The sequence below is a fragment of the Bhargavaea cecembensis genome (genome assembly GCF_001619585.1).
In the GTDB taxonomy this organism is placed as follows: Bacteria; Bacillota; Bacilli; order Bacillales_A; family Planococcaceae; genus Bhargavaea; species Bhargavaea cecembensis_A.
On sequence record NZ_LQNT01000012.1, the window covers coordinates 1 to 17,289 of the forward strand.

General features: G+C 55.3%; 20 protein-coding genes. 17 read left to right on the forward strand and 3 right to left on the reverse strand.

Translation table 11 applies throughout. The annotated features are described in order from the left end of the window. The first annotated feature begins 298 nt into the window (after positions 1-298). From AV656_RS13925 to AV656_RS13955, 7 genes are all read left to right on the forward strand, one after another. Positions 299-1,096 (forward strand): transporter substrate-binding domain-containing protein, encoded by a 798-nt coding sequence (locus AV656_RS13925; protein ID WP_063183041.1) that lies wholly within the window; start codon positions 299-301, stop codon positions 1,094-1,096. An 81-nt stretch (positions 1,097-1,177) separates the two neighbouring features. After that, positions 1,178-1,822 carry an amino acid ABC transporter permease gene (locus AV656_RS13930; RefSeq protein ID WP_063183043.1) on the forward strand — a complete coding sequence of 215 codons (645 nt, stop codon included), beginning with the start codon at positions 1,178-1,180 and terminating at the stop codon, positions 1,820-1,822. Continuing rightward, the gene (locus AV656_RS13935) at positions 1,819-2,547 is read left to right on the forward strand and encodes an amino acid ABC transporter ATP-binding protein (RefSeq protein WP_063183046.1); all 729 of its coding nucleotides are present in this window, start codon (positions 1,819-1,821) and stop codon (positions 2,545-2,547) included. The genes AV656_RS13930 and AV656_RS13935 overlap by 4 nt, the downstream gene beginning before the upstream one ends. 167 nt (positions 2,548-2,714) lie before the next feature. After that, positions 2,715-3,392 carry a response regulator transcription factor gene (locus AV656_RS13940; protein ID WP_231877313.1) on the forward strand — a complete coding sequence of 226 codons (678 nt, stop codon included), beginning with the start codon at positions 2,715-2,717 and terminating at the stop codon, positions 3,390-3,392. Next, the gene (locus AV656_RS13945; protein ID WP_082818767.1) at positions 3,389-4,774 is read left to right on the forward strand and encodes a sensor histidine kinase; all 1,386 of its coding nucleotides are present in this window, start codon (positions 3,389-3,391) and stop codon (positions 4,772-4,774) included. The genes AV656_RS13940 and AV656_RS13945 overlap by 4 nt, the downstream gene beginning before the upstream one ends. 79 nt (positions 4,775-4,853) lie before the next feature. Continuing rightward, positions 4,854-5,252 (forward strand): hypothetical protein, encoded by a 399-nt coding sequence (locus AV656_RS13950; RefSeq protein ID WP_063183047.1) that lies wholly within the window; start codon positions 4,854-4,856, stop codon positions 5,250-5,252. Then, positions 5,252-7,336, forward strand: a complete 2,085-nt coding sequence (locus tag AV656_RS13955) for an MMPL family transporter (RefSeq protein ID WP_063183049.1) — start codon at positions 5,252-5,254, stop codon at positions 7,334-7,336. Before AV656_RS13950 ends, AV656_RS13955 begins: the two co-directional genes overlap by 1 nt. A gap of 60 nt (positions 7,337-7,396) precedes the next feature. Here the strand turns inward: AV656_RS13955 and AV656_RS13960 are convergent, their stop codons facing one another. Together AV656_RS13960 and AV656_RS13965 are read right to left on the reverse strand one after the other, a co-directional pair. Beyond that, positions 7,397-7,828 carry a FixH family protein gene (locus AV656_RS13960; RefSeq protein ID WP_063183051.1) on the reverse strand — a complete coding sequence of 144 codons (432 nt, stop codon included), beginning with the start codon at positions 7,826-7,828 and terminating at the stop codon, positions 7,397-7,399. A gap of 78 nt (positions 7,829-7,906) precedes the next feature. Further along, positions 7,907-8,809 carry an EamA family transporter gene (locus AV656_RS13965; protein WP_063183054.1) on the reverse strand — a complete coding sequence of 301 codons (903 nt, stop codon included), beginning with the start codon at positions 8,807-8,809 and terminating at the stop codon, positions 7,907-7,909. 168 nt (positions 8,810-8,977) lie between these two features. Here AV656_RS13965 and AV656_RS13970 point away from each other — a divergent pair, with 168 nt between their 5' ends. From AV656_RS13970 to AV656_RS13980, 3 genes are read left to right on the forward strand one after another with little or no spacing between them, the layout of a single operon-like run. Next, positions 8,978-9,187 (forward strand): PLD nuclease N-terminal domain-containing protein, encoded by a 210-nt coding sequence (locus AV656_RS13970; protein ID WP_082818769.1) that lies wholly within the window; start codon positions 8,978-8,980, stop codon positions 9,185-9,187. Then, the gene (locus AV656_RS13975) at positions 9,184-10,077 is read left to right on the forward strand and encodes an ABC transporter ATP-binding protein (protein ID WP_063183056.1); all 894 of its coding nucleotides are present in this window, start codon (positions 9,184-9,186) and stop codon (positions 10,075-10,077) included. The genes AV656_RS13970 and AV656_RS13975 overlap by 4 nt, the downstream gene beginning before the upstream one ends. After that, the gene (locus AV656_RS13980) at positions 10,074-10,859 is read left to right on the forward strand and encodes an ABC transporter permease subunit (RefSeq protein ID WP_063183059.1); all 786 of its coding nucleotides are present in this window, start codon (positions 10,074-10,076) and stop codon (positions 10,857-10,859) included. The genes AV656_RS13975 and AV656_RS13980 overlap by 4 nt, the downstream gene beginning before the upstream one ends. A gap of 167 nt (positions 10,860-11,026) precedes the next feature. Here the strand turns inward: AV656_RS13980 and AV656_RS16215 are convergent, their stop codons facing one another. Beyond that, complete coding sequence (locus tag AV656_RS16215; protein ID WP_082818770.1) at positions 11,027-11,323, reverse strand: hypothetical protein; 297 nt, start codon at positions 11,321-11,323, stop codon at positions 11,027-11,029. 229 nt (positions 11,324-11,552) lie between these two features. On the opposite strand from AV656_RS16215, the gene AV656_RS13990 reads away from it, so the two are divergent. The 7 genes from AV656_RS13990 to AV656_RS14020 all read left to right on the forward strand — a co-directional run bounded on the left by AV656_RS13990 (position 11,553) and on the right by AV656_RS14020 (position 16,970). After that, positions 11,553-12,605: a YsnF/AvaK domain-containing protein gene (locus AV656_RS13990; RefSeq protein ID WP_063183062.1), complete on the forward strand. Its 1,053-nt coding sequence runs from the start codon at positions 11,553-11,555 to the stop codon at positions 12,603-12,605. A 35-nt stretch (positions 12,606-12,640) separates the two neighbouring features. After that, positions 12,641-12,838 (forward strand): CsbD family protein, encoded by a 198-nt coding sequence (locus tag AV656_RS13995; protein ID WP_063183064.1) that lies wholly within the window; start codon positions 12,641-12,643, stop codon positions 12,836-12,838. A 182-nt stretch (positions 12,839-13,020) separates the two neighbouring features. Further along, on the forward strand, positions 13,021-13,449 hold the full coding sequence (locus tag AV656_RS14000; protein WP_063183067.1) for a hypothetical protein: 429 nt from the start codon (positions 13,021-13,023) through the stop codon (positions 13,447-13,449). A 99-nt stretch (positions 13,450-13,548) separates the two neighbouring features. Then, a complete protein-coding gene (locus tag AV656_RS14005) occupies positions 13,549-14,709 on the forward strand; it encodes a betaine/proline/choline family ABC transporter ATP-binding protein (protein ID WP_063183069.1) in 1,161 nt (386 codons plus the stop codon). Continuing rightward, positions 14,709-15,362: an ABC transporter permease gene (locus AV656_RS14010; RefSeq protein WP_063183071.1), complete on the forward strand. Its 654-nt coding sequence runs from the start codon at positions 14,709-14,711 to the stop codon at positions 15,360-15,362. Before AV656_RS14005 ends, AV656_RS14010 begins: the two co-directional genes overlap by 1 nt. Next, the gene (locus tag AV656_RS14015) at positions 15,362-16,288 is read left to right on the forward strand and encodes an osmoprotectant ABC transporter substrate-binding protein (RefSeq protein ID WP_063183073.1); all 927 of its coding nucleotides are present in this window, start codon (positions 15,362-15,364) and stop codon (positions 16,286-16,288) included. Before AV656_RS14010 ends, AV656_RS14015 begins: the two co-directional genes overlap by 1 nt. Positions 16,289-16,292: 4 nt before the next feature. After that, complete coding sequence (locus AV656_RS14020; protein WP_063183075.1) at positions 16,293-16,970, forward strand: ABC transporter permease; 678 nt, start codon at positions 16,293-16,295, stop codon at positions 16,968-16,970. The last annotated feature ends 319 nt before the right edge of the window (positions 16,971-17,289 follow it).

Genomic DNA, 17,289 nt, shown 5'->3' on the forward strand with positions numbered 1-17,289 from the left:
AGCCGTCTCCTTATGGAGGCGGTTTTTTTGTGCTTTAAATCAGTCCGCAGGACACTCCCCAAGAGTCTTATTTAAGACCGTGGGCCGCTCGTCCGGTCTTATTAGCAAATACATCATATGGAATCCTCATATCTTAAGCATCCGGAATCATCGCCGGAACATCAATCCAGAGAAGCGATTCTTATTTCTGACTTGTCATGAAGGTTTAAAAGACGGAAATTATAGAATTGTCATTCTAATAAAACCTCCATTGTGGTATTGTGGAGTTGGATGATTCTAAAGACAGGGGGGCTTTTGAATGAAGGGGTTCAAACAATTGCTGACTATGGCGGCGCTGGTTCTGTTCCTTGCTGCATGCGGCACCAATGATGAAGGGGCGTCTGAAGAAGAGAGCGGCTCGGGTGAAGGCGGTGGCGAAGGTCAGACGTATACAGTCGGTATTGATACAACCTATCCGCCATTTGAATTCGAAGACAGCAACGGGAACTACAAGGGGATTGACGTTGACCTGATCAATGCCATTGCGGAAAATCAGGGGTTTGAGGTGACGCTTGAACCGATGGACTTCGGAGGCATTATTCCGGCACTCCAGGCAGGCCAGCTGGATGTTGCAATTGCAGGGATGAGCATCACGGATGAGCGGAAGGAAATCGTTGATTTCTCCGAACCGTATTTTGAAGCGGGGCTGACGCTTGTCGCCCAGAATGACAACAATGAGATTGAAACGCTTGAAGATCTTGATGGCAAGACGGTTGTTGTCAAATCCGGCACAACGGGTGCCCAGTTCGCACAGGACAACCAGGAGGAATATGGTTTTGAAATCACCGTGCTTGAAGACAGCCCATCGATGTTCCAGGAAGTGTCGAATGGCAATGCGGATGTCCTCATTGAAGACTATCCGGTAATCGCGTATGCCATCGCGGAAAGCAACCTGGATCTGAAGATCGTGGGAGACCGTCTGAATGGTGACAATTACGGCATTGCCGTCCTGAAGGGTGAAAATGCAGATCTTCTCGACAAAATCAATGCGGGGCTTCAGGAACTGAAAGACAGCGGCGAGTATGATGAGATCCTGAACACGTACATCTCAGAATAAGCCGGACAGGCAAACGGCGCGCTGAGGCGCGCCTTTTCCATTTACAACATCCGAGATCTGCAACGATGGGGGAGTGAATGAATGGATACGATTATTGAGTCCCTTCCCATGCTGTGGGAAGGTTTGAAAATGACGCTATATATATTTGCAATCGCGATTGTCCTGGGCTTTCTCATTGGCCTGATTATGGCGCTTCTGCGTCTGGCGCCGGTCAAGGTCCTGAACTGGATCGCCAAGATTTTCGTGGATGCGATACGGGGGACGCCTTTCATCGTCCAGCTGTTCTTTATTTACTTCGGACTGAACTCGTTTTCCTGGGTGTCCCTTGATAACGTCTGGGCGGGAATTGTAACCGTTGCCATCAATGCCGGAGCTTATTTCGCAGAAATCATCCGTGCTGGAATCCAATCCATCGACAAGGGTCAGACGGAAGCGGCGCGGTCTCTGGGGCTGAACCAATCACAGAACATGCGCTATATCATCCTGCCCCAGGCGTTTCGGCGGATGCTGCCGACGATCACGAACCAGGCGATTATTTCTCTGAAAGATACTTCGCTCCTGTCGATCATCGGAGTCGCCGATCTGACACAGCGGGGGCGGGTGATTGTCAGTGCGACATTTGAGCCATTTACGATCTACCTCGCTCTTGGTGTCATGTACTTCATCATCATCTATCTGTTATCACTCTTGTCCAGTTATCTGGAAAGGAGGTTTGTCCTGCGATGAGCATGATTCAAGTGAGCAATCTGAAGAAATCATTCGGGGAGCTGGAGGTCATCAAAGACATCTCAACGGCCGTGGAGCCTTCTGAAGTGGTGTGTGTGATCGGACCTTCCGGCTCCGGGAAAAGCACGTTTTTGCGGTGCCTGAACCGGCTTGAGGAGATATCAGGGGGACACGTCTATATAGACGGCGCGGATATCACTGATCCGAAAAACAACATCAATGTAATCCGTCAAAAAGTCGGAATGGTGTTCCAGCACTTTAACCTGTTTCCGCATATGACGGTGCTGGAAAACCTGACGCTAGCCCCGGTTAAGCTCGGCAAATTGAAACAGGAGGCTGCCGAGAAAAAGGCGCTTGGCCTTCTGGATAAGGTCGGTCTGGGTGCCAAGGCGAAGGCCTATCCCGGGGAATTGTCAGGCGGACAGAAACAACGCGTGGCCATTGCGAGAGCGCTCGCGATGGACCCGAAGGTGATGCTGTTCGACGAGCCGACCTCTGCACTTGATCCAGAAATGGTCGGGGATGTTCTCGGCGTTATGAAGGATCTCGCAAAGGAAGGCATGACGATGATTGTCGTGACCCATGAGATGGGCTTTGCCGCCGAGGTCGCAGACCGGGTATTGTTCATTGACGGAGGATACATTGTCGAGGAGAATGTCCCGAACGAGCTGTTCGGCAATCCGCAGCATGTGCGGACCAAAGCCTTCCTGAGCAAAGTGCTATAGACATCCCGAAACCGTCTCTCTGCTGAGGGGCGGTTTTTCTTGTTCGGCAACCGGTTAATATTAGGCTCACAAATGTTCATGAACACTTATAGAAAGCCCGTGAACGAGCATTGCTCCCGCTTGTCCTGCTACCCGCCGTATTGCACAATGTAGTCAGGAAAGTAGGGATGAACGTGAAGATTCTTGTTGTGGATGACGATCCGGGAATCCGGGAACTGGTCCGGATCACCCTTCAGGATGCGGGGTACGAAGTCCATGCTGCGGGAGAGGCTATCGGCGCACTCTCAATACTGGGCTCTGAAAGTCCGGATCTGGCGGTTGTCGATGTCATGATGCCGGGGATGGACGGATTTGAGCTTACGAGGGAGCTGAAGTCGTTCGGGGATATGCCTGTGCTGCTCCTGACGGCGAAGGGGGCGCTGGAAGACAAAGAACGGGGGTTCCGGGCGGGGGCCGATGACTATCTCGTCAAGCCGTTCGAGCCGAAGGAGCTGCTGTTCCGCGTGGAGGCGATCCTGCGCCGTTACAGGAAGGACGGGGAAGCGCCGATCCTGGCGGGCCCTCTTGAAATTGACCGGCAGAGTTATGAAGTGTCATGCGGAAACCGGACGCTGCTGCTTCCCCTGAAGGAATTCGAGCTGCTGGCGATCCTCGCATCCCGTCCGAACGTGGTGTTTGAGCGTGAGCGGCTTCTGGAGCGTGTGTGGGGCCTGGATTACGAGGGGGATGACCGGACACTGTCCGTTCATATCAAACGCATCAGGGGCCGCCTGGAAGGGCTCACGGACCGTATCGCGATCGTGACCGTCAGGGGGGTCGGCTATAAGCTGGAGGTGCGGACATGAAATCGCTCTACGGAAAGTTCGTCCTGTCCTCTGTCCTCGTACTCGCGGCAGGACTTGTGTTGTCCTATCTGATCGTCAATTCGGCGTATCACCGTGTGATGAAGGAAGACAATGATGCAAAACACGTCGCAATTGCCGGTTCGATGGCCGGCTTCATCGGGGAAAACGATAATCTCGATCTAGACCGGTACCTGAGGACACAGGCAGATGCCGGCTATATCCTGTATGCAACGGACAGAGAAGGGGGCGGCACTTTCTACGGAGGTCCCTTTGATGATCAGACCCTTCCGCCGGGTACGGTCGAAAACGTGCTTTCAGGAGAAATCTATCACGGCATGCGCGATTTGCCTGCGGAAACATTTTGGGCAGGATATTTCGCAAATGATCTCGCCAATACGGCAGGAGTCCCGTTCACCTATGACGGCCGGCCGCACGCACTCTTTATCCGGCCGGACATCGCCCTCCTGTTCAATGAGCTGCACTGGCTGACGGCGATCATGCTCGTGTCGATCGCGGTGATCGGTTTTCTGGCAGTCCTGCTCACCGCGAAACATCTGATCCGTCCGCTCACGGAACTGACGGAGGCGACGAACCGGGTGGCGGAAGAGCGGTTCACGGATCTGCCAGATATCCGCCGGGCCGATGAAATCGGCCAGCTGTCCGACAGCTTCCGGAGGATGGCCGGCAAGCTCGCGGAAAACGATCTGGCGAGAAAAGCATTCATCAGTGATGTGTCCCACGACTTCCAGTCCCCGCTGCAGAACATGAAGGGCTACGCGACGCTCCTCATGGATCCGGAGCTGTCCGCGGGTCGGCGCCTGGAATACGCGGAAATCATTCGGAGCGAATCCTCGAGGCTCTCGGTACTGTCAGGCCAGCTGCTTGTCCTCACATCGATCGACCAGTTCAAGGAGCTGCCGGAGCACAATGTTTTCAGTGTGTCGGAGCAGCTGAAGGAGACGGTGCGCAAGTCCCGCTGGCCGTTTGAGGAAAAGGGGATTTCCGTGACACTCGATGCGGAGGAGGCATCTGTCAGAGGAGACCGGGAATTGCTCGGAAAAGTGTGGGAGAACCTCCTGTCCAATGCAGCAAAGTACACGCCCGAGGGCGGGGAGGTGCTGATCGGGGTTAGCGGCGCGGCTGATTTCGTGACGGTCACCGTGGAGGATTCCGGTCCGGGAATTCCGCCCGGGGAGCGTGACCGGATCTTCGATCGTTTCTACCGCTCTGACAAAGCCAGGAGCGCAGGAGGAGGAACAGGACTCGGATTGTCGATAGCAAAGGGGGTCATTGCGCTGCACGGCGGCACTATTTCCGCCGGGGAGTCGCCGGCGGGCGGCGCCCGGTTCACGGTAACGCTCCCGAAGAAACGTCCGGCTTGACCGTTTTGTCACTCAGAGTTCATCTTCCGTTCAACTTGGAAATTTATAATGAAATCATTAAGTGAACGGAGGAGATCACATGCAAGAAAAATGGAGTCTGCGCCTTATGCGCATTGCAGCCATTTTCGGGCTGATCGGAACGGTGATCGGTTCCCACATGGCGGGGGCGGGGTCGTATGCGTTCCGCCCGATCCATGCCCATATCCTGCTCGTCGGATGGCTGTCGGTGTTTTCCTGGGGCGTCTTTTATAAGCTGTATGCCGTTCGTTCCCAAAAGCTGGTCACCATCCACGGCTGGGCCGGAATCATCGGAGCAATCGGTCTGACTGCCGGTATGTGGCTGCAGTTCATGCAGCCGTTCGGCGTCAATGAAACCTTCTCGCTCGTCTTCTATATTGTGGGCGGCACGATCCTTCTCGTGGCATTTGCACTCTTCGTTGCTGTTACGTTTATGACGGAGAAAGGGGCAGGCCGCTGATGAAAGGAAAACGGAAGTATTGGGCCACCCTGCTCATCTGGGTCATCGCGGCGTCCGTGCTGTCCGTGGCGGCACCTGGAGCAAGGGACTTTTTCGAGCCGAATGAAAATTCCGGACTTCCGGCGGATGAGCCGTCGATCATCGCTTCGGAGCGGATCAACGATTACTTCCCTTCTGAGGAAGGGGTTCCGGCCATTGTCGTCGCTGAAAACGCGGATGGCCTGACCGAGGAACAGATCGCCGCCTTTGCGGAAGCGATCGGCGGACTTTCCGATAATGAAGAGTATCAGGATGTGACCACAGTACCGGCACAGGCGCTGCTCGGCACGCCGGATGCGTTCCTCTCGGAAGACGGCACCGTGTTTTTCGCGCCTGTCACTTTGCCCGGATTGGAAGGCACTGAGCTGAAAGTGCTGCTTGATGACATGAAAGAAACGGTCGCTTCAGAAGCGGATGACGGCATGGAGATCTACTGGACCGGCCCTGCCGGCATCTCGGCCGATGCAGTCGAATTGTTTTCGCGGGCGGATGTCGTCCTGATCCTTTCGACTGTCGCCATCATTCTGGTCCTGCTACTCATCATCTACCGCTCGCCGCTCCTGGCCCTGATCCCGCTGGTCGGCGCATCAATTGTCTATGTGGTTGTCGACAAAGTGGTCGGACTCGGGGCATCGGCAGGATGGTATGTCACCGAGAACCAGTCCATCTCGATCATGCTGGTCCTCCTGTTTGCGGTCGTTACCGACTACTCGCTTCTTGTGTTTTCTCGTTTCAGGGAAGAGTTGAGGGCGCATGAAGACACCGCCGAGGCGATGGATGCCGCGGTCCGCGGCGTCCGGGAACCGATCTTCTTCAGCGGAAGCACGATTTTCCTCGGCGTTCTGACGCTGTTCTTCGCACTGTACGAGTCTTATCGGAACTTTGCGCCGGTGTTCGCGATTGCTGCGGCCATCATCCTGATTGCTGGACTGACGCTGCTGCCGGCCCTGTTTGCCATTGCCGGACGGAAGGCATTCTGGCCGAGGATTCCTGCATATGGCGAACAACAGAGCGAGAAGAAGACCGTCTGGACCCGAATCGCCGAGAAAGTCACGGCCCGTCCGGTCGCTTTCCTCGTGCCGGTTCTGGCCCTGCTGGTCATCGCTTCGATCAACACGGTGAACTACAAGGAGTCCTTCGACCTGATCAAGTCGTTCCCGGACGACCTGTCTTCACGGCAGGGGTTTGAGGTGCTGGGTGACGCATTCGGTGAAGGGGAACTCGCTCCGGGTACGGTGCTTGTCGTCTCCGATGACACGATCACGCCGGAACAGGCTGAGGAACTCGCTTCGTCCATCGAAAAAGAACCGGGCATCGCCGGAACCTCGTTCCAGGGCATGCCGGTCTCGGAAGACGGCGAGGCGGTTCACGTCACGGTCACATTCGACGCTAACCCGTACGAAAGCCAAGCGCTTGATGCGGCGAACCAATTGAGGGACCGGGGCATGGAGATCGCGGAAGAGGCGGGGATCGATGCGGCCGAGTTTCATCTGGCGGGCCAGAGCGCCATCAACGCGGACCTGAGGGACATCAATGACCGTGACACATTGATCATCATGATCGCCGTCGCGCTCCTGATCACGCTCATGTTGGCGTTCCAGACCCGTTCGGTGATTGCGCCGCTGTATCTGATCGGCACGCTGCTGCTGTCCTTCGCAGCCACGCTCGGGCTGTCGATCTTCCTGTTCGACCTATTCTTCGGGACGGATGAAATCAGCTATCGAATTCCGCTTTACACCTTCGTCTTCCTGATCGCGCTTGGTGTCGATTATTCCATCATGCTCATTGCCCGTATCCGTGAAGAACGGAAGCACCATGATCTGAAGGAAGCGGTCAAGCTCGGGCTTGAAAAAACGGGCGGTGTCATCAGCTCTGCAGGCCTGATCCTGGCGGCGACTTTCCTGGTGCTCGGCACGATGCCGGTCTATGAGCTGAAGCTTTTCGGGATCATGATGGCACTTGGCATCATGATCGACACGTTCGTTGTCCGGCCGCTGCTGATCCCGTCCATTATACTGCTGCTCGGGAAACGGAGCGGCATCTGATCGAACAAACAAAACCGCAAGCCCAGTCATGCTGACAGGGCCTGCGGTTTTTTGCATCGGTTATTCAATAATGATTTCCTTGGCCGGCATCGTGTGCTGGCCGCGGGCTGTCGTATGAGGGATCACCTTGTAGGTGCCCGGTTCGTCAAAGGTTTTCGTGATGGGATACGATTCTTCACCGTCAAATTCGGCCACGATCATTTCGCTTTCTCCGGACTCGCTTCGGATTTCATACTTCACTTCATCCGCGTCTTCGATGATTTCATCGTTCAGCGTGACAATGGTGCGGATCGTGACTTCCTCTCCGACTGCCGCTTTCTCTGGCAGCTGCATATCGACTTTGAGCGGGTACACGCCTGCATCCTCTTCCGTATCGCCATGCTTAGCATGTTCATCGCTGCCTGACGTCTGGTTCTGGTCATCAGCGGAACCGCAAGCGCCAAGCAGGAGGATCAGGAACGCGGACAAAATCGTAAATTTGAATTTCTTCATCAGACTGACCTTCTTTCGATTTGTGCTGACTTTATCAAACCATATGGGCATCCGGCAAGGGTGACAGACCGGAGACGTTTACGACGATTCCGTGACAGGCGGCGCGGACCGCCGCCTGTGCTCAAACAGAGTGGGCAGGACCATGCCGACGAGGATGACAATGATTCCCGCCAGCTGAATGCCAGAGAACGGTTCATGCAATAGCAGCACGGAAACGGTCACCGCGACAGGCAGTTCGGCAGAGCTGAGGATCGATGAGAGTCCGGAACCGACATGCGGCACCGCAATCCCGAACAAAGCAATCGGCGCAATAATCCCGAAGACGCCGAGAAGTAGCCCGTACATCCAGAGCCCTTCCTGCAGGCTTCCGTCCCAGAGGATTTCCGGGGATTGGAAAGCCGATATGACAATCACGGCTATAAAAGATGTGATAAGCATGCGGGTGAGCGTATCCATGCCTTCCACAGTCTTGCGGTTCGAGAAGATGAAAAGAGAGAAGGTGAGTGCTGCGGCCATCCCCCATGCCCAGCCCTGCCAAGGAATTCCGGTCAGGTCGGTGCCGATCAGTCCGGCGGCAAGCACCGTACCCATAAAGAGAAGGACGAGCGAAAAAACTTCCGCCCGGTTTGGCAGCCGCTTTCTGGCGATGCAATCGATTAGCATGCCGATCCAGGTGAACTGGAACAGCAGGACGACGGCAAGGGAGGCCGGCAGGTAGACAAGCGACTTTCCGTAGACGATCCCGGTCGCCGCCGTGAAGACTCCGGCAGGAATCAGTGCAGATGCCCCCTTCAGGTTCGGCAGCCGCCGGTTGATGGCTGCAAACAGCAGCAGGGCCAGGAAAAAGCCGGTCATGTATTGGGCAGTGACCGCTTCAGATGCCGTGAAGCCGGCGTTCATGGCGAGCTTGATATTAGTTGAAAGGATGCCGTAGCAGGACGAACCCACTGCGATCATCACAGGATAAATCCATTTTGGCATTTCTGTGTTTCCTCCATTCCAACCGATAGTATAGCATGGCTGGAGGGTATGGAGGGAGTGGGACTATTGGCTGAGGAGTAAACAAAGAGCCGGGAAAATTTTCTTTTCCATGAAACTCCTGCCCCTTCCGAAACGTAGAATAATCATCAAGATCATGGAGGGATTCTCATGTCCATCACGGAACAGCTTGCAGATGTTCCATGGGGTCTGGTCTGGCCGCTGATTGCCATCCAGCTTGTTCTCATGACGGCTGCACTGATTGATCTGAATAGAAAGCGCTCGACGAACGGACCGGTCATTCTCTGGGTATTCATCATCATCTTCATCAACACAATCGGTCCGGTACTTTACTTTACGGTAGGGAGGCGGCATTCGTGAACGCGGTGCTGGAGGTATCGGCGCTCACCAAGCAATATGACGGGTTCCGTGCTGTTGACGGACTGACGTTCTCGCTCGCGGAGCAAACCGCGACGGCACTAATCGGGCCGAATGGATCCGGCAAGACGACAACGCTTTCCATGCTTGCCGGACTGCTCCGGCAGTCATCAGGCACAATCCGGTTCAGCGGCTCAGGGAAGGATCCGCGCAGTGCGATCGGGTTTCTTCCCCAGTATCCAAAATTCTTTCCCTGGATGACGGCAATCGAGTACATGGAGCTGGCCGCCGGGCTGAGCGGCCTGGGGGGCCGGGAAGTGCGTACAGCATGTGAGAAGACACTCGGTTTCGTGGGGCTCGGTGAAGCCGGGAAAAAGCGCATCGGCGGATTTTCCGGGGGGATGAAGCAGCGTCTTGGGCTTGCCCAGGCGATCATCCACAGGCCGGCCCTTCTTCTTCTGGATGAACCGGTATCCGCACTCGACCCCGCCGGCCGGCGGGAAGTGATGGAAATGCTGAAGGAGCTCGGCGAATCCTCGACAATTCTTTATTCGACCCATATTCTGAACGACGCGGAGGAAATGACCGACCAGCTGCTGTTTCTGCGGAACGGCAAGCTGATCGAGCAGGGACCGCTTCGTGAGGTTCGGGAAAAGTACGGGGATTCCGGATATCGGGTCCTATTCCGTGATCCGGAGGCGGCGGAACGGTTTGCAGGAGCGGCACCATGGGCCGGCAGTGCTGACGGCTCAGCCGTCATGATCTCCGGGGAAGAGGTTTCCATGCAGGAACTGCTCCGTTACGCCTCTGAACATCCGGAGGGGATCACAGACATCGGCAGGTCCTCCGTGAGACTTGAGGAGATCTTCATGAAGGTGGTGGAGAAGCCATGAAGCAGTTTGGCCTTTTCCTTGGAAAAGAATGGCGCGAGCAGGCAAGAAGCTTCAAACTGGTGTGGGTGCCGCTCGTCTTCATCTTTTTCGGAGCTCTGGAACCGCTCACCTACCATTTCCTTCCTCAAATTCTGGAGAGCGTCGGCAACATGCCGGAAGGATCCGAGTTCACACTCCCCGAGATGACGGGAGCGGACGTATACGCTTCGCTCACCGGGCAGTACCAGACTGTCGGTCTGCTCGTTCTGGTTCTGGCGTTCATGGGCTCGCTTTCAGGGGAACGGAAAAGCGGCACCGGCACTCTTTTATACGTTCGTCCCATCTCATACGCAGCCTATTACATGTCGAAATGGACAGCGGCCGTTCTGCTTGCAGCTGCCTCCCTGTGGCTCGGTTACGGCATGGCGGCCACCTATATCGTCCAGCTGTATGATGATATGCCCGGCTTCTCGGATTTGATCCTGTTTCTCCTGGTCATGGCAGTCTGGATCATATTTGTCGTAACGCTCACGCTGACGGCAAGCGCAGCGCTTCCGACGGGCGGAGCTGCGGGTGCGGCGCTCGGCATCCTGTTTATCGGCATGATGATTGACGGCCTGGTAGGGACGTACTGGACCTGGTCCCCATGGAAGCTTCAGTCTTACGGGCTGGCGTATCTCATGGGCGGTCCTGACACTGGTGACTTGGCAGGGGCTCTCGCCGTGACTTCGGTACTGATTGCAGTATTGGTCATGTGCGGCATCCTGATGGCAAGGAGAAATGCAGCAAAAGCAAGAGTATAAGGAAAAAGGGCCCCGGGAATACAGGGAAAAACAGATGGTGAAGACGTCATTTCCCGGGAAATAACGACTGTTTCCGACATAATCCGACATATTAAACCCGGCCGCTGCCGGGAAAGAACGCAAAAGCCCCCGGGCGGCAAACTGCCGTCCGGGGGCTTTTCACGTGATCAGTTTTCGTCCTCAAGCGTCTCTTCATTCTGCTGATAGTCGGCACCGGGGAACTTTTGGGTAGTCGAGGAATCATGTTTGGTCATCCGGTTATGATTTTCCTCGATCTCTTCCTGTTTACGGTCCTCTTCGGGAATGGCATCGACATTCTTCATATCCTCATCCCTGTCGTAGATGCTCTCGCCTTCCATTCCTTTTAAGTTTTCAGGGTTGTCCTTGTTCTCGGGGGTCAGGTCCAGTTCCTCTTCGACTCCCCAAGTTTCCTCAACTTTTTTCTTTTCCTGACGATGTTCCATATTCCGCACCTCTTTCCTTTATTAACCGGTTTCTGCCTCGATTTTCAAGGGCATTCCGGAGGTTTTCCTACTTCTATTATTTCCATGCCGGCAAGGCTTCAAACCAGGAGCAGCGTGTGCTGCGAGTAATGATTCTGTCATTTTTGTAATAGTTTCAGACTCTGTGACCCGGGTAAACATCAAGTAGTCGCACCTCAACATCAATAATCAAACGATGGAGGGATTCAGAATGGTAAACAGAAAGTATATCGGTACGTATCGCACAGAAGAAGAAGTGATGAACAAGATCGAGCAGCTGAAGACGGAAGGGTATGACGAGTCCAGCCTTTACGTCGTGACGAACAATTCGGATAACCTGAATACGCTGCGGGGACGGATGGATGTTGATGCGCGGGCCACAGATGAAGATCGCGGCTGGCTCGACCGCTTCATGGACTTCCTCGGTGGCGATGAAGCGAACCGCGGCGCCTTCAATGACATGGGCTTCACGGAAGAAGAGGCGAACCAGTATTACAACGATGCGCGAGACGGCGGGATCCTGCTGTTTGCCGATGCAGATTACGGCCATGCCGGCGGTGATATGATGAACAGCACGAATGTCGGGCATTACGACTCCGGCGTGGTAAACGAGGATGGCATGACAGTGGATGCGCCACCGCTCGGCGAAGGCCGCGGCGAGACAGTCGGCTCCGGCAACTACGTGGAAAGCGAGCATCTCCACACCCATGCACATGATCATGACCATCTGCACGGAGAGGATCATCTCCACGAAGATGACGAGACACGACGCCTGCGCCTCCATGAAGAAAAACTGAATGTCGACAAGGAGCGGGTCCAGACGGGCGAAGTGGACATCGACAAACATGTCGTCACGGACGAGCAGACCGTTGAAGTTCCGGTCACACGTGAGGAAGTCTACGTCGAGCGCCGCAAAGTGGACGGCGAAATGGCAGACGGCGAGGTCTTTGAGGACGAAGACAGCATCCGCATCCCGGTGACGGAAGAGCATGTGGAAGTCACGAAGCGCCCAGTCGTAAACGAGGAGATTGTCGTCGGCAAGCGCCAAGTCCAGGACACCGAGACCGTCAGCGAAACGGTACGCCGTGAAGAAGTGGACATTGACAAAACCGGCGACGTGCACGAAGGAATCGGCCGTGCAGGCGGTGAAAGCCGCGGGTTAAACGAGGCAGCGGCAGATTTCGACCTCACTGATGACGAAGATCTCGAACTCCGAAACCGCGACGTGAATAATCGCGATCTGAACGATCGGGACCGACTATAAAACGAAGATACTCATACAGCAAGGAGGAATATCACATGGCAGACAAGGATAATGGCTTCTCGGATAAGGTGAAGGGCACGGTCAATAAAGTAAAAGGTGAAGCAAAAGACCAATGGGGCAACGCTACGGACGATACGTCCATGCAGGCCGAAGGCAAGTACGATAAAGCCAAAGGTGATGTCCAGGACAAGATCGGAGCAGTCAAGGACAGATTCTCCGACGGCGAGCGATAAACACCTTTAAGCCGGGGGGGCATAGCCTCCCCGGCATTTTTTTGTCATATTAGTACGAAAGTCCATAGATGAAAAACCAAAAAAATGCGGGAAAAAACAATAAATCGTCTAATTATTGTTGAAAGAATTTTCTAATAAATTTATACTGGAAGAAATAGAGAACGGGGAAAGGCGGGAGTGAATTGAAGTTGAGAAAGGGCAGGTATGCCAAATGGAATGGCAGGGACTATGAGCTTGCATCCTATCAGCGGATTTATTACCTGACGACAGAAGATCCTTCTCTTGCAGATGAAGGATTCACGCCACAGGAAGGACGACCGGGCCGCTACATCCGGGAAGTGTCTGTCAAGGAGCTTGAGGATGCCTACGAGATTATTCCCTATACCATCTATAAAAGTCACCGGTTCACTGTCGAGGGCGAGACCAAGGACGGGAAACTCGTCATGGTCACGAGCGACCCCTATGTCCGGAATGATATGAATGTGAAGCCGTACGGCCGCCATGAATTCATCATTGAGGCGTCGCCGGAAGAAGTCGACCTTGCAGAGGAGTGCAAAGGCATCCTGGGGTTTGACGGTCAATCGACTAATTGCCGGAAATTTCTGAAGTAGTAAAATTGCATATGTTATAATAAGAAAAAGGTTCGCCGCACAGGTGAACCTTTTTAGAGTTTCCACACCAATAATCAAAGAGAAGGCGGGGGTTTTGAGATGCTTGTGTTTGATAATGTTTCCAAAGTTTATTCGGGCGGCAAGCGGGCCGTCGACCATCTGAATCTTGAGATCGGTGAGGGGGAGTTTGTCTGCCTGATCGGCCCGAGCGGCTGCGGCAAGACGACCACCATGAAAATGATCAACCGGCTGGTCCGTCCGACAGAAGGGAAGATCCTTCTGAACGGAGAGAACCTGCTCGACAAAAATGTTGTCGAGCTGCGCCGTTCGATCGGCTATGTCATCCAGCAGATCGGCCTATTTCCGCATATGACGATCCGTGACAATATTGCGCTCGTTCCGCGGCTTAAGGGAATGCCGGCAGAAGAACGGAACCGGCGAGCGGAAGAGCTGATGGAACTCGTCAATATGCCGAAAGAATTTCTGGACCGCTATCCGTATGAGCTGAGCGGCGGCCAGCAGCAGCGGATCGGTGTCCTGCGTGCACTCGCCTCCGATCCGCCGCTGATCCTGATGGACGAGCCGTTCGGCGCACTCGATCCGATCACACGTGATTCGCTGCAGGCGGAATTCAAGAACCTTCAGCAGACGCTCGGCAAGACGATCATCTTCGTTACCCATGACATGGACGAAGCACTGAAACTGGCCGATAAAATCGTCATCATGCGTGCGGGGAAAATTGTGCAGATCGGATCGCCCGATGAGATTCTCCGGGATCCGGCTGATGAATTCGTCGAAGACTTTATCGGCAAGGAACGTCTTGCCCAGGCACGGCAGCAGCTCCAGACAGTCGGCCAGATCATGAATACGGATCCGGTATCGGTCGGTATGGGAGAAACTTTGTCCCAGGCCGTCCGGCTCATGCGCAAACGCCGGGTGGACTCGCTGCTTGTGACGGACGGGGCTGGCGTGTTCCGGGGCTGGGTGACGGTTGAAATGATTGACAGGCATAAAAACTGGGATGCCGCAGTCGCGGACATCATGGAAACGGATGTCCCGACTGTCCGCGAGGATACGCTTCTCCGGGACGCCACACGCAACATCCTCGTCCGCGGTCTGAAATATGTCCCGGTCGTGGACGAGCGGAAACATCTGGCCGGCATCCTCACCCGGACAAGTCTTGTCGACGTCCTGTATGACTCCGTCTGGGGAGACGCGGAAGACGAATCCTCCGGCCTGGCTGACGGGGAGGGAGCCTGATGGACAGCATCCGCAATTTCTTCTCCGAGTACGGCGCACTGCTTTTCGAGAAGACTTGGGAGCACCTTCTGATCTCCTTTGCAGCCCTTGCACTGGGCGTAATTGTAGCGGTGCCGCTCGGCATCCTGCTTGTACGGCTTCCGAAGATCGCAGGGGTCGTCATGGGCATCGCGGGGGTCGTCCAGACGTTTCCCAGTCTCGCAATCCTCGCATTCTTCATTCCTCTCCTCGGAATCGGGAAAGTCCCGGCGATCGTCGCGCTATTCCTTTACTCCATGCTGCCGATCCTGCGAAATACATACATAGGCGTGAAAAATGTGGATCCGAATCTGCTCGAGGCTTCACGCGGAATGGGCATGACCGCCCTTCAGCGGACGACGCGCGTCGAACTGCCGCTGGCTGTTCCCGTCATCATGGCGGGGATCCGCATGACCGCGGTCTATCTGATCGGCTGGGCGACGCTTGCCTCGTTCATCGGGGGAGGCGGGCTCGGGGATTTCATTTTTGACGGGCTGAACCTGTTCCGTCCGGACCTGATTATCGGCGGAGCGGTTCCTGTCACACTGCTCGCCATCCTGTTCGACTGGCTGCTCGGGAAGCTGGAGAAAGCGGCGACGCCGATCGGCATCCGTCTGGAAAGGGGGGAGGCGTGATGAAGAATCAACTTCTGAGGACCGGACTGATTGCAGTGCTTGCCGCCGCCCTCCTTGCGGGTTGCTCGCTTCCGGGGCTCGGGGGCGGTGCGGATGGCACAATCCGCATCTCGACGCAGACGCACACCGAGACACAGGTGCTTGGCCACATGCTCCGCCATCTAATCGAAGAGGAGACGGATCTGAAAGTGGAGATGGTCGAAAACCTAAGCACGTCGATCATCCAGCATCAGGCGCTCACCGACAGGCAGGTGGACATCACGGCGGCGCGCTATACGGGTACCGACATGGCGGCGATTCTTGATATCGAGCCGATGAAGGACCCGGCAGAGGCGATGGCCTTCGTACAGAAGGAGTTCGACGAACGATTTGATCAGATCTGGTATGACTCCTACGGTTTTCAAAACACCTACGCGTTCACAGTGACGGCGGAACTTGCCGAACAAGAGGGGCTCGTGACGGTGTCTGACCTGGAGAAGGTGGCCGACAGCCTGACACTCGGCGTGGACAATAGCTGGCTGAACCGCCAGGGCGACGGGTATCCGGGCTTTATCGAGACGTACGGCTTTGAATTCAGCGAGGCGCTCCCGATGTCGATCGGTCTCGTCTACCAGGCGGTCAAAAGCGGCAAAATGGATGTCGTTCTTGCCTACAGCACCGACGGCCGGCTCAAGGCGTTCAACCTGAAGACACTCGAAGACGATAAAAAATTCTTCCCGCCGTACGAAACGTCGCCTGTCACGCGTAAAGATGTGATCGAGAAGCACCCGGAACTGGACGGATTGATCCGGCGGGTGACCGGAAAGATTGACGCGGAGACGATGACTCAGCTGAACTACGAGGCCGACGTCAACAAGAAAGAACCGGCCATCGTCGCAAAAGAGTACCTCGAAGAACACAATTATTTCAGGGACAAGGGGGAGTGATGGAATGGAGACCATCCAGGAACTGTGGAATTATTACCAGATGAACGGATCCTACGTCATGGAGCAGTTCATCCGCCACTTCCTCATGTCGGCCTACGGTGTGCTGTTTGCCGCCGTCGTAGGCATCCCGGCGGGCATCCTGATCGCCCGTTACGGAAAACTGAGCGGATGGGTGCTCACTGCGGCCAACCTGATCCAGACGATCCCGGCACTTGCGATGTTGGCAGTCCTCATGCTTGCTATGGGGCTCGGCGCTAACACTGTTGTCATGAGTTTATTCCTTTACTCGCTGCTGCCGATCATCCGGAACACCTACACCGGCATCCGGAGCGTCGACGGCGCGATTTTGGAGGCGGGGCGTGCCATGGGGATGACGGGTGCCCAGAGGCTGTTTATGGTAGAGTTGCCGCTGTCGCTCTCGGTCATCATGGCGGGCCTGCGCACCGCGCTCATCATTGCGATCGGTGTCGCCACCATCGGCGCGTTCATCGGCGGCGGAGGTCTCGGGTCGATCATCATCCGGGGCACAAACGTCACCGACGGCGCAGCGATCATCCTCGCCGGCGCCATCCCGACCGCCCTCATGGCAGTTATTGCGGACATTGTCATGAGCTGGATCGAAAAAGCCCTCTCGCCCGCAAATCAGAAGCGGGCAGGCAAAGCAGGCACAGCCAATACGTGATGAGCCACACCCCCGCGAGTACATGCGGGGGTGGTTTTTGTCTTGGCGACGCGAATTCTTGTGATGCGGTCGCGAATTGTTTGGTTGCCGGCGCGAAATTGAGTGTTGAGGTCGTGAAAACGTTGGTTGCCGACGCGAATCCAAATTCTCCAGCTGCGTACCCCTGTACAGCCGCAGCGACCTGCCAATTGCAGTCGCCAAAAAGCCTCTATTTCTCCGACCATGATCGCACAATTCCGAAAGCCGGATTTCATTTCCGTCATCAGTCTTCATGCGGTACAATGAGAACACTTTGAAACTCCCGTTTCAGAGGGAGAAA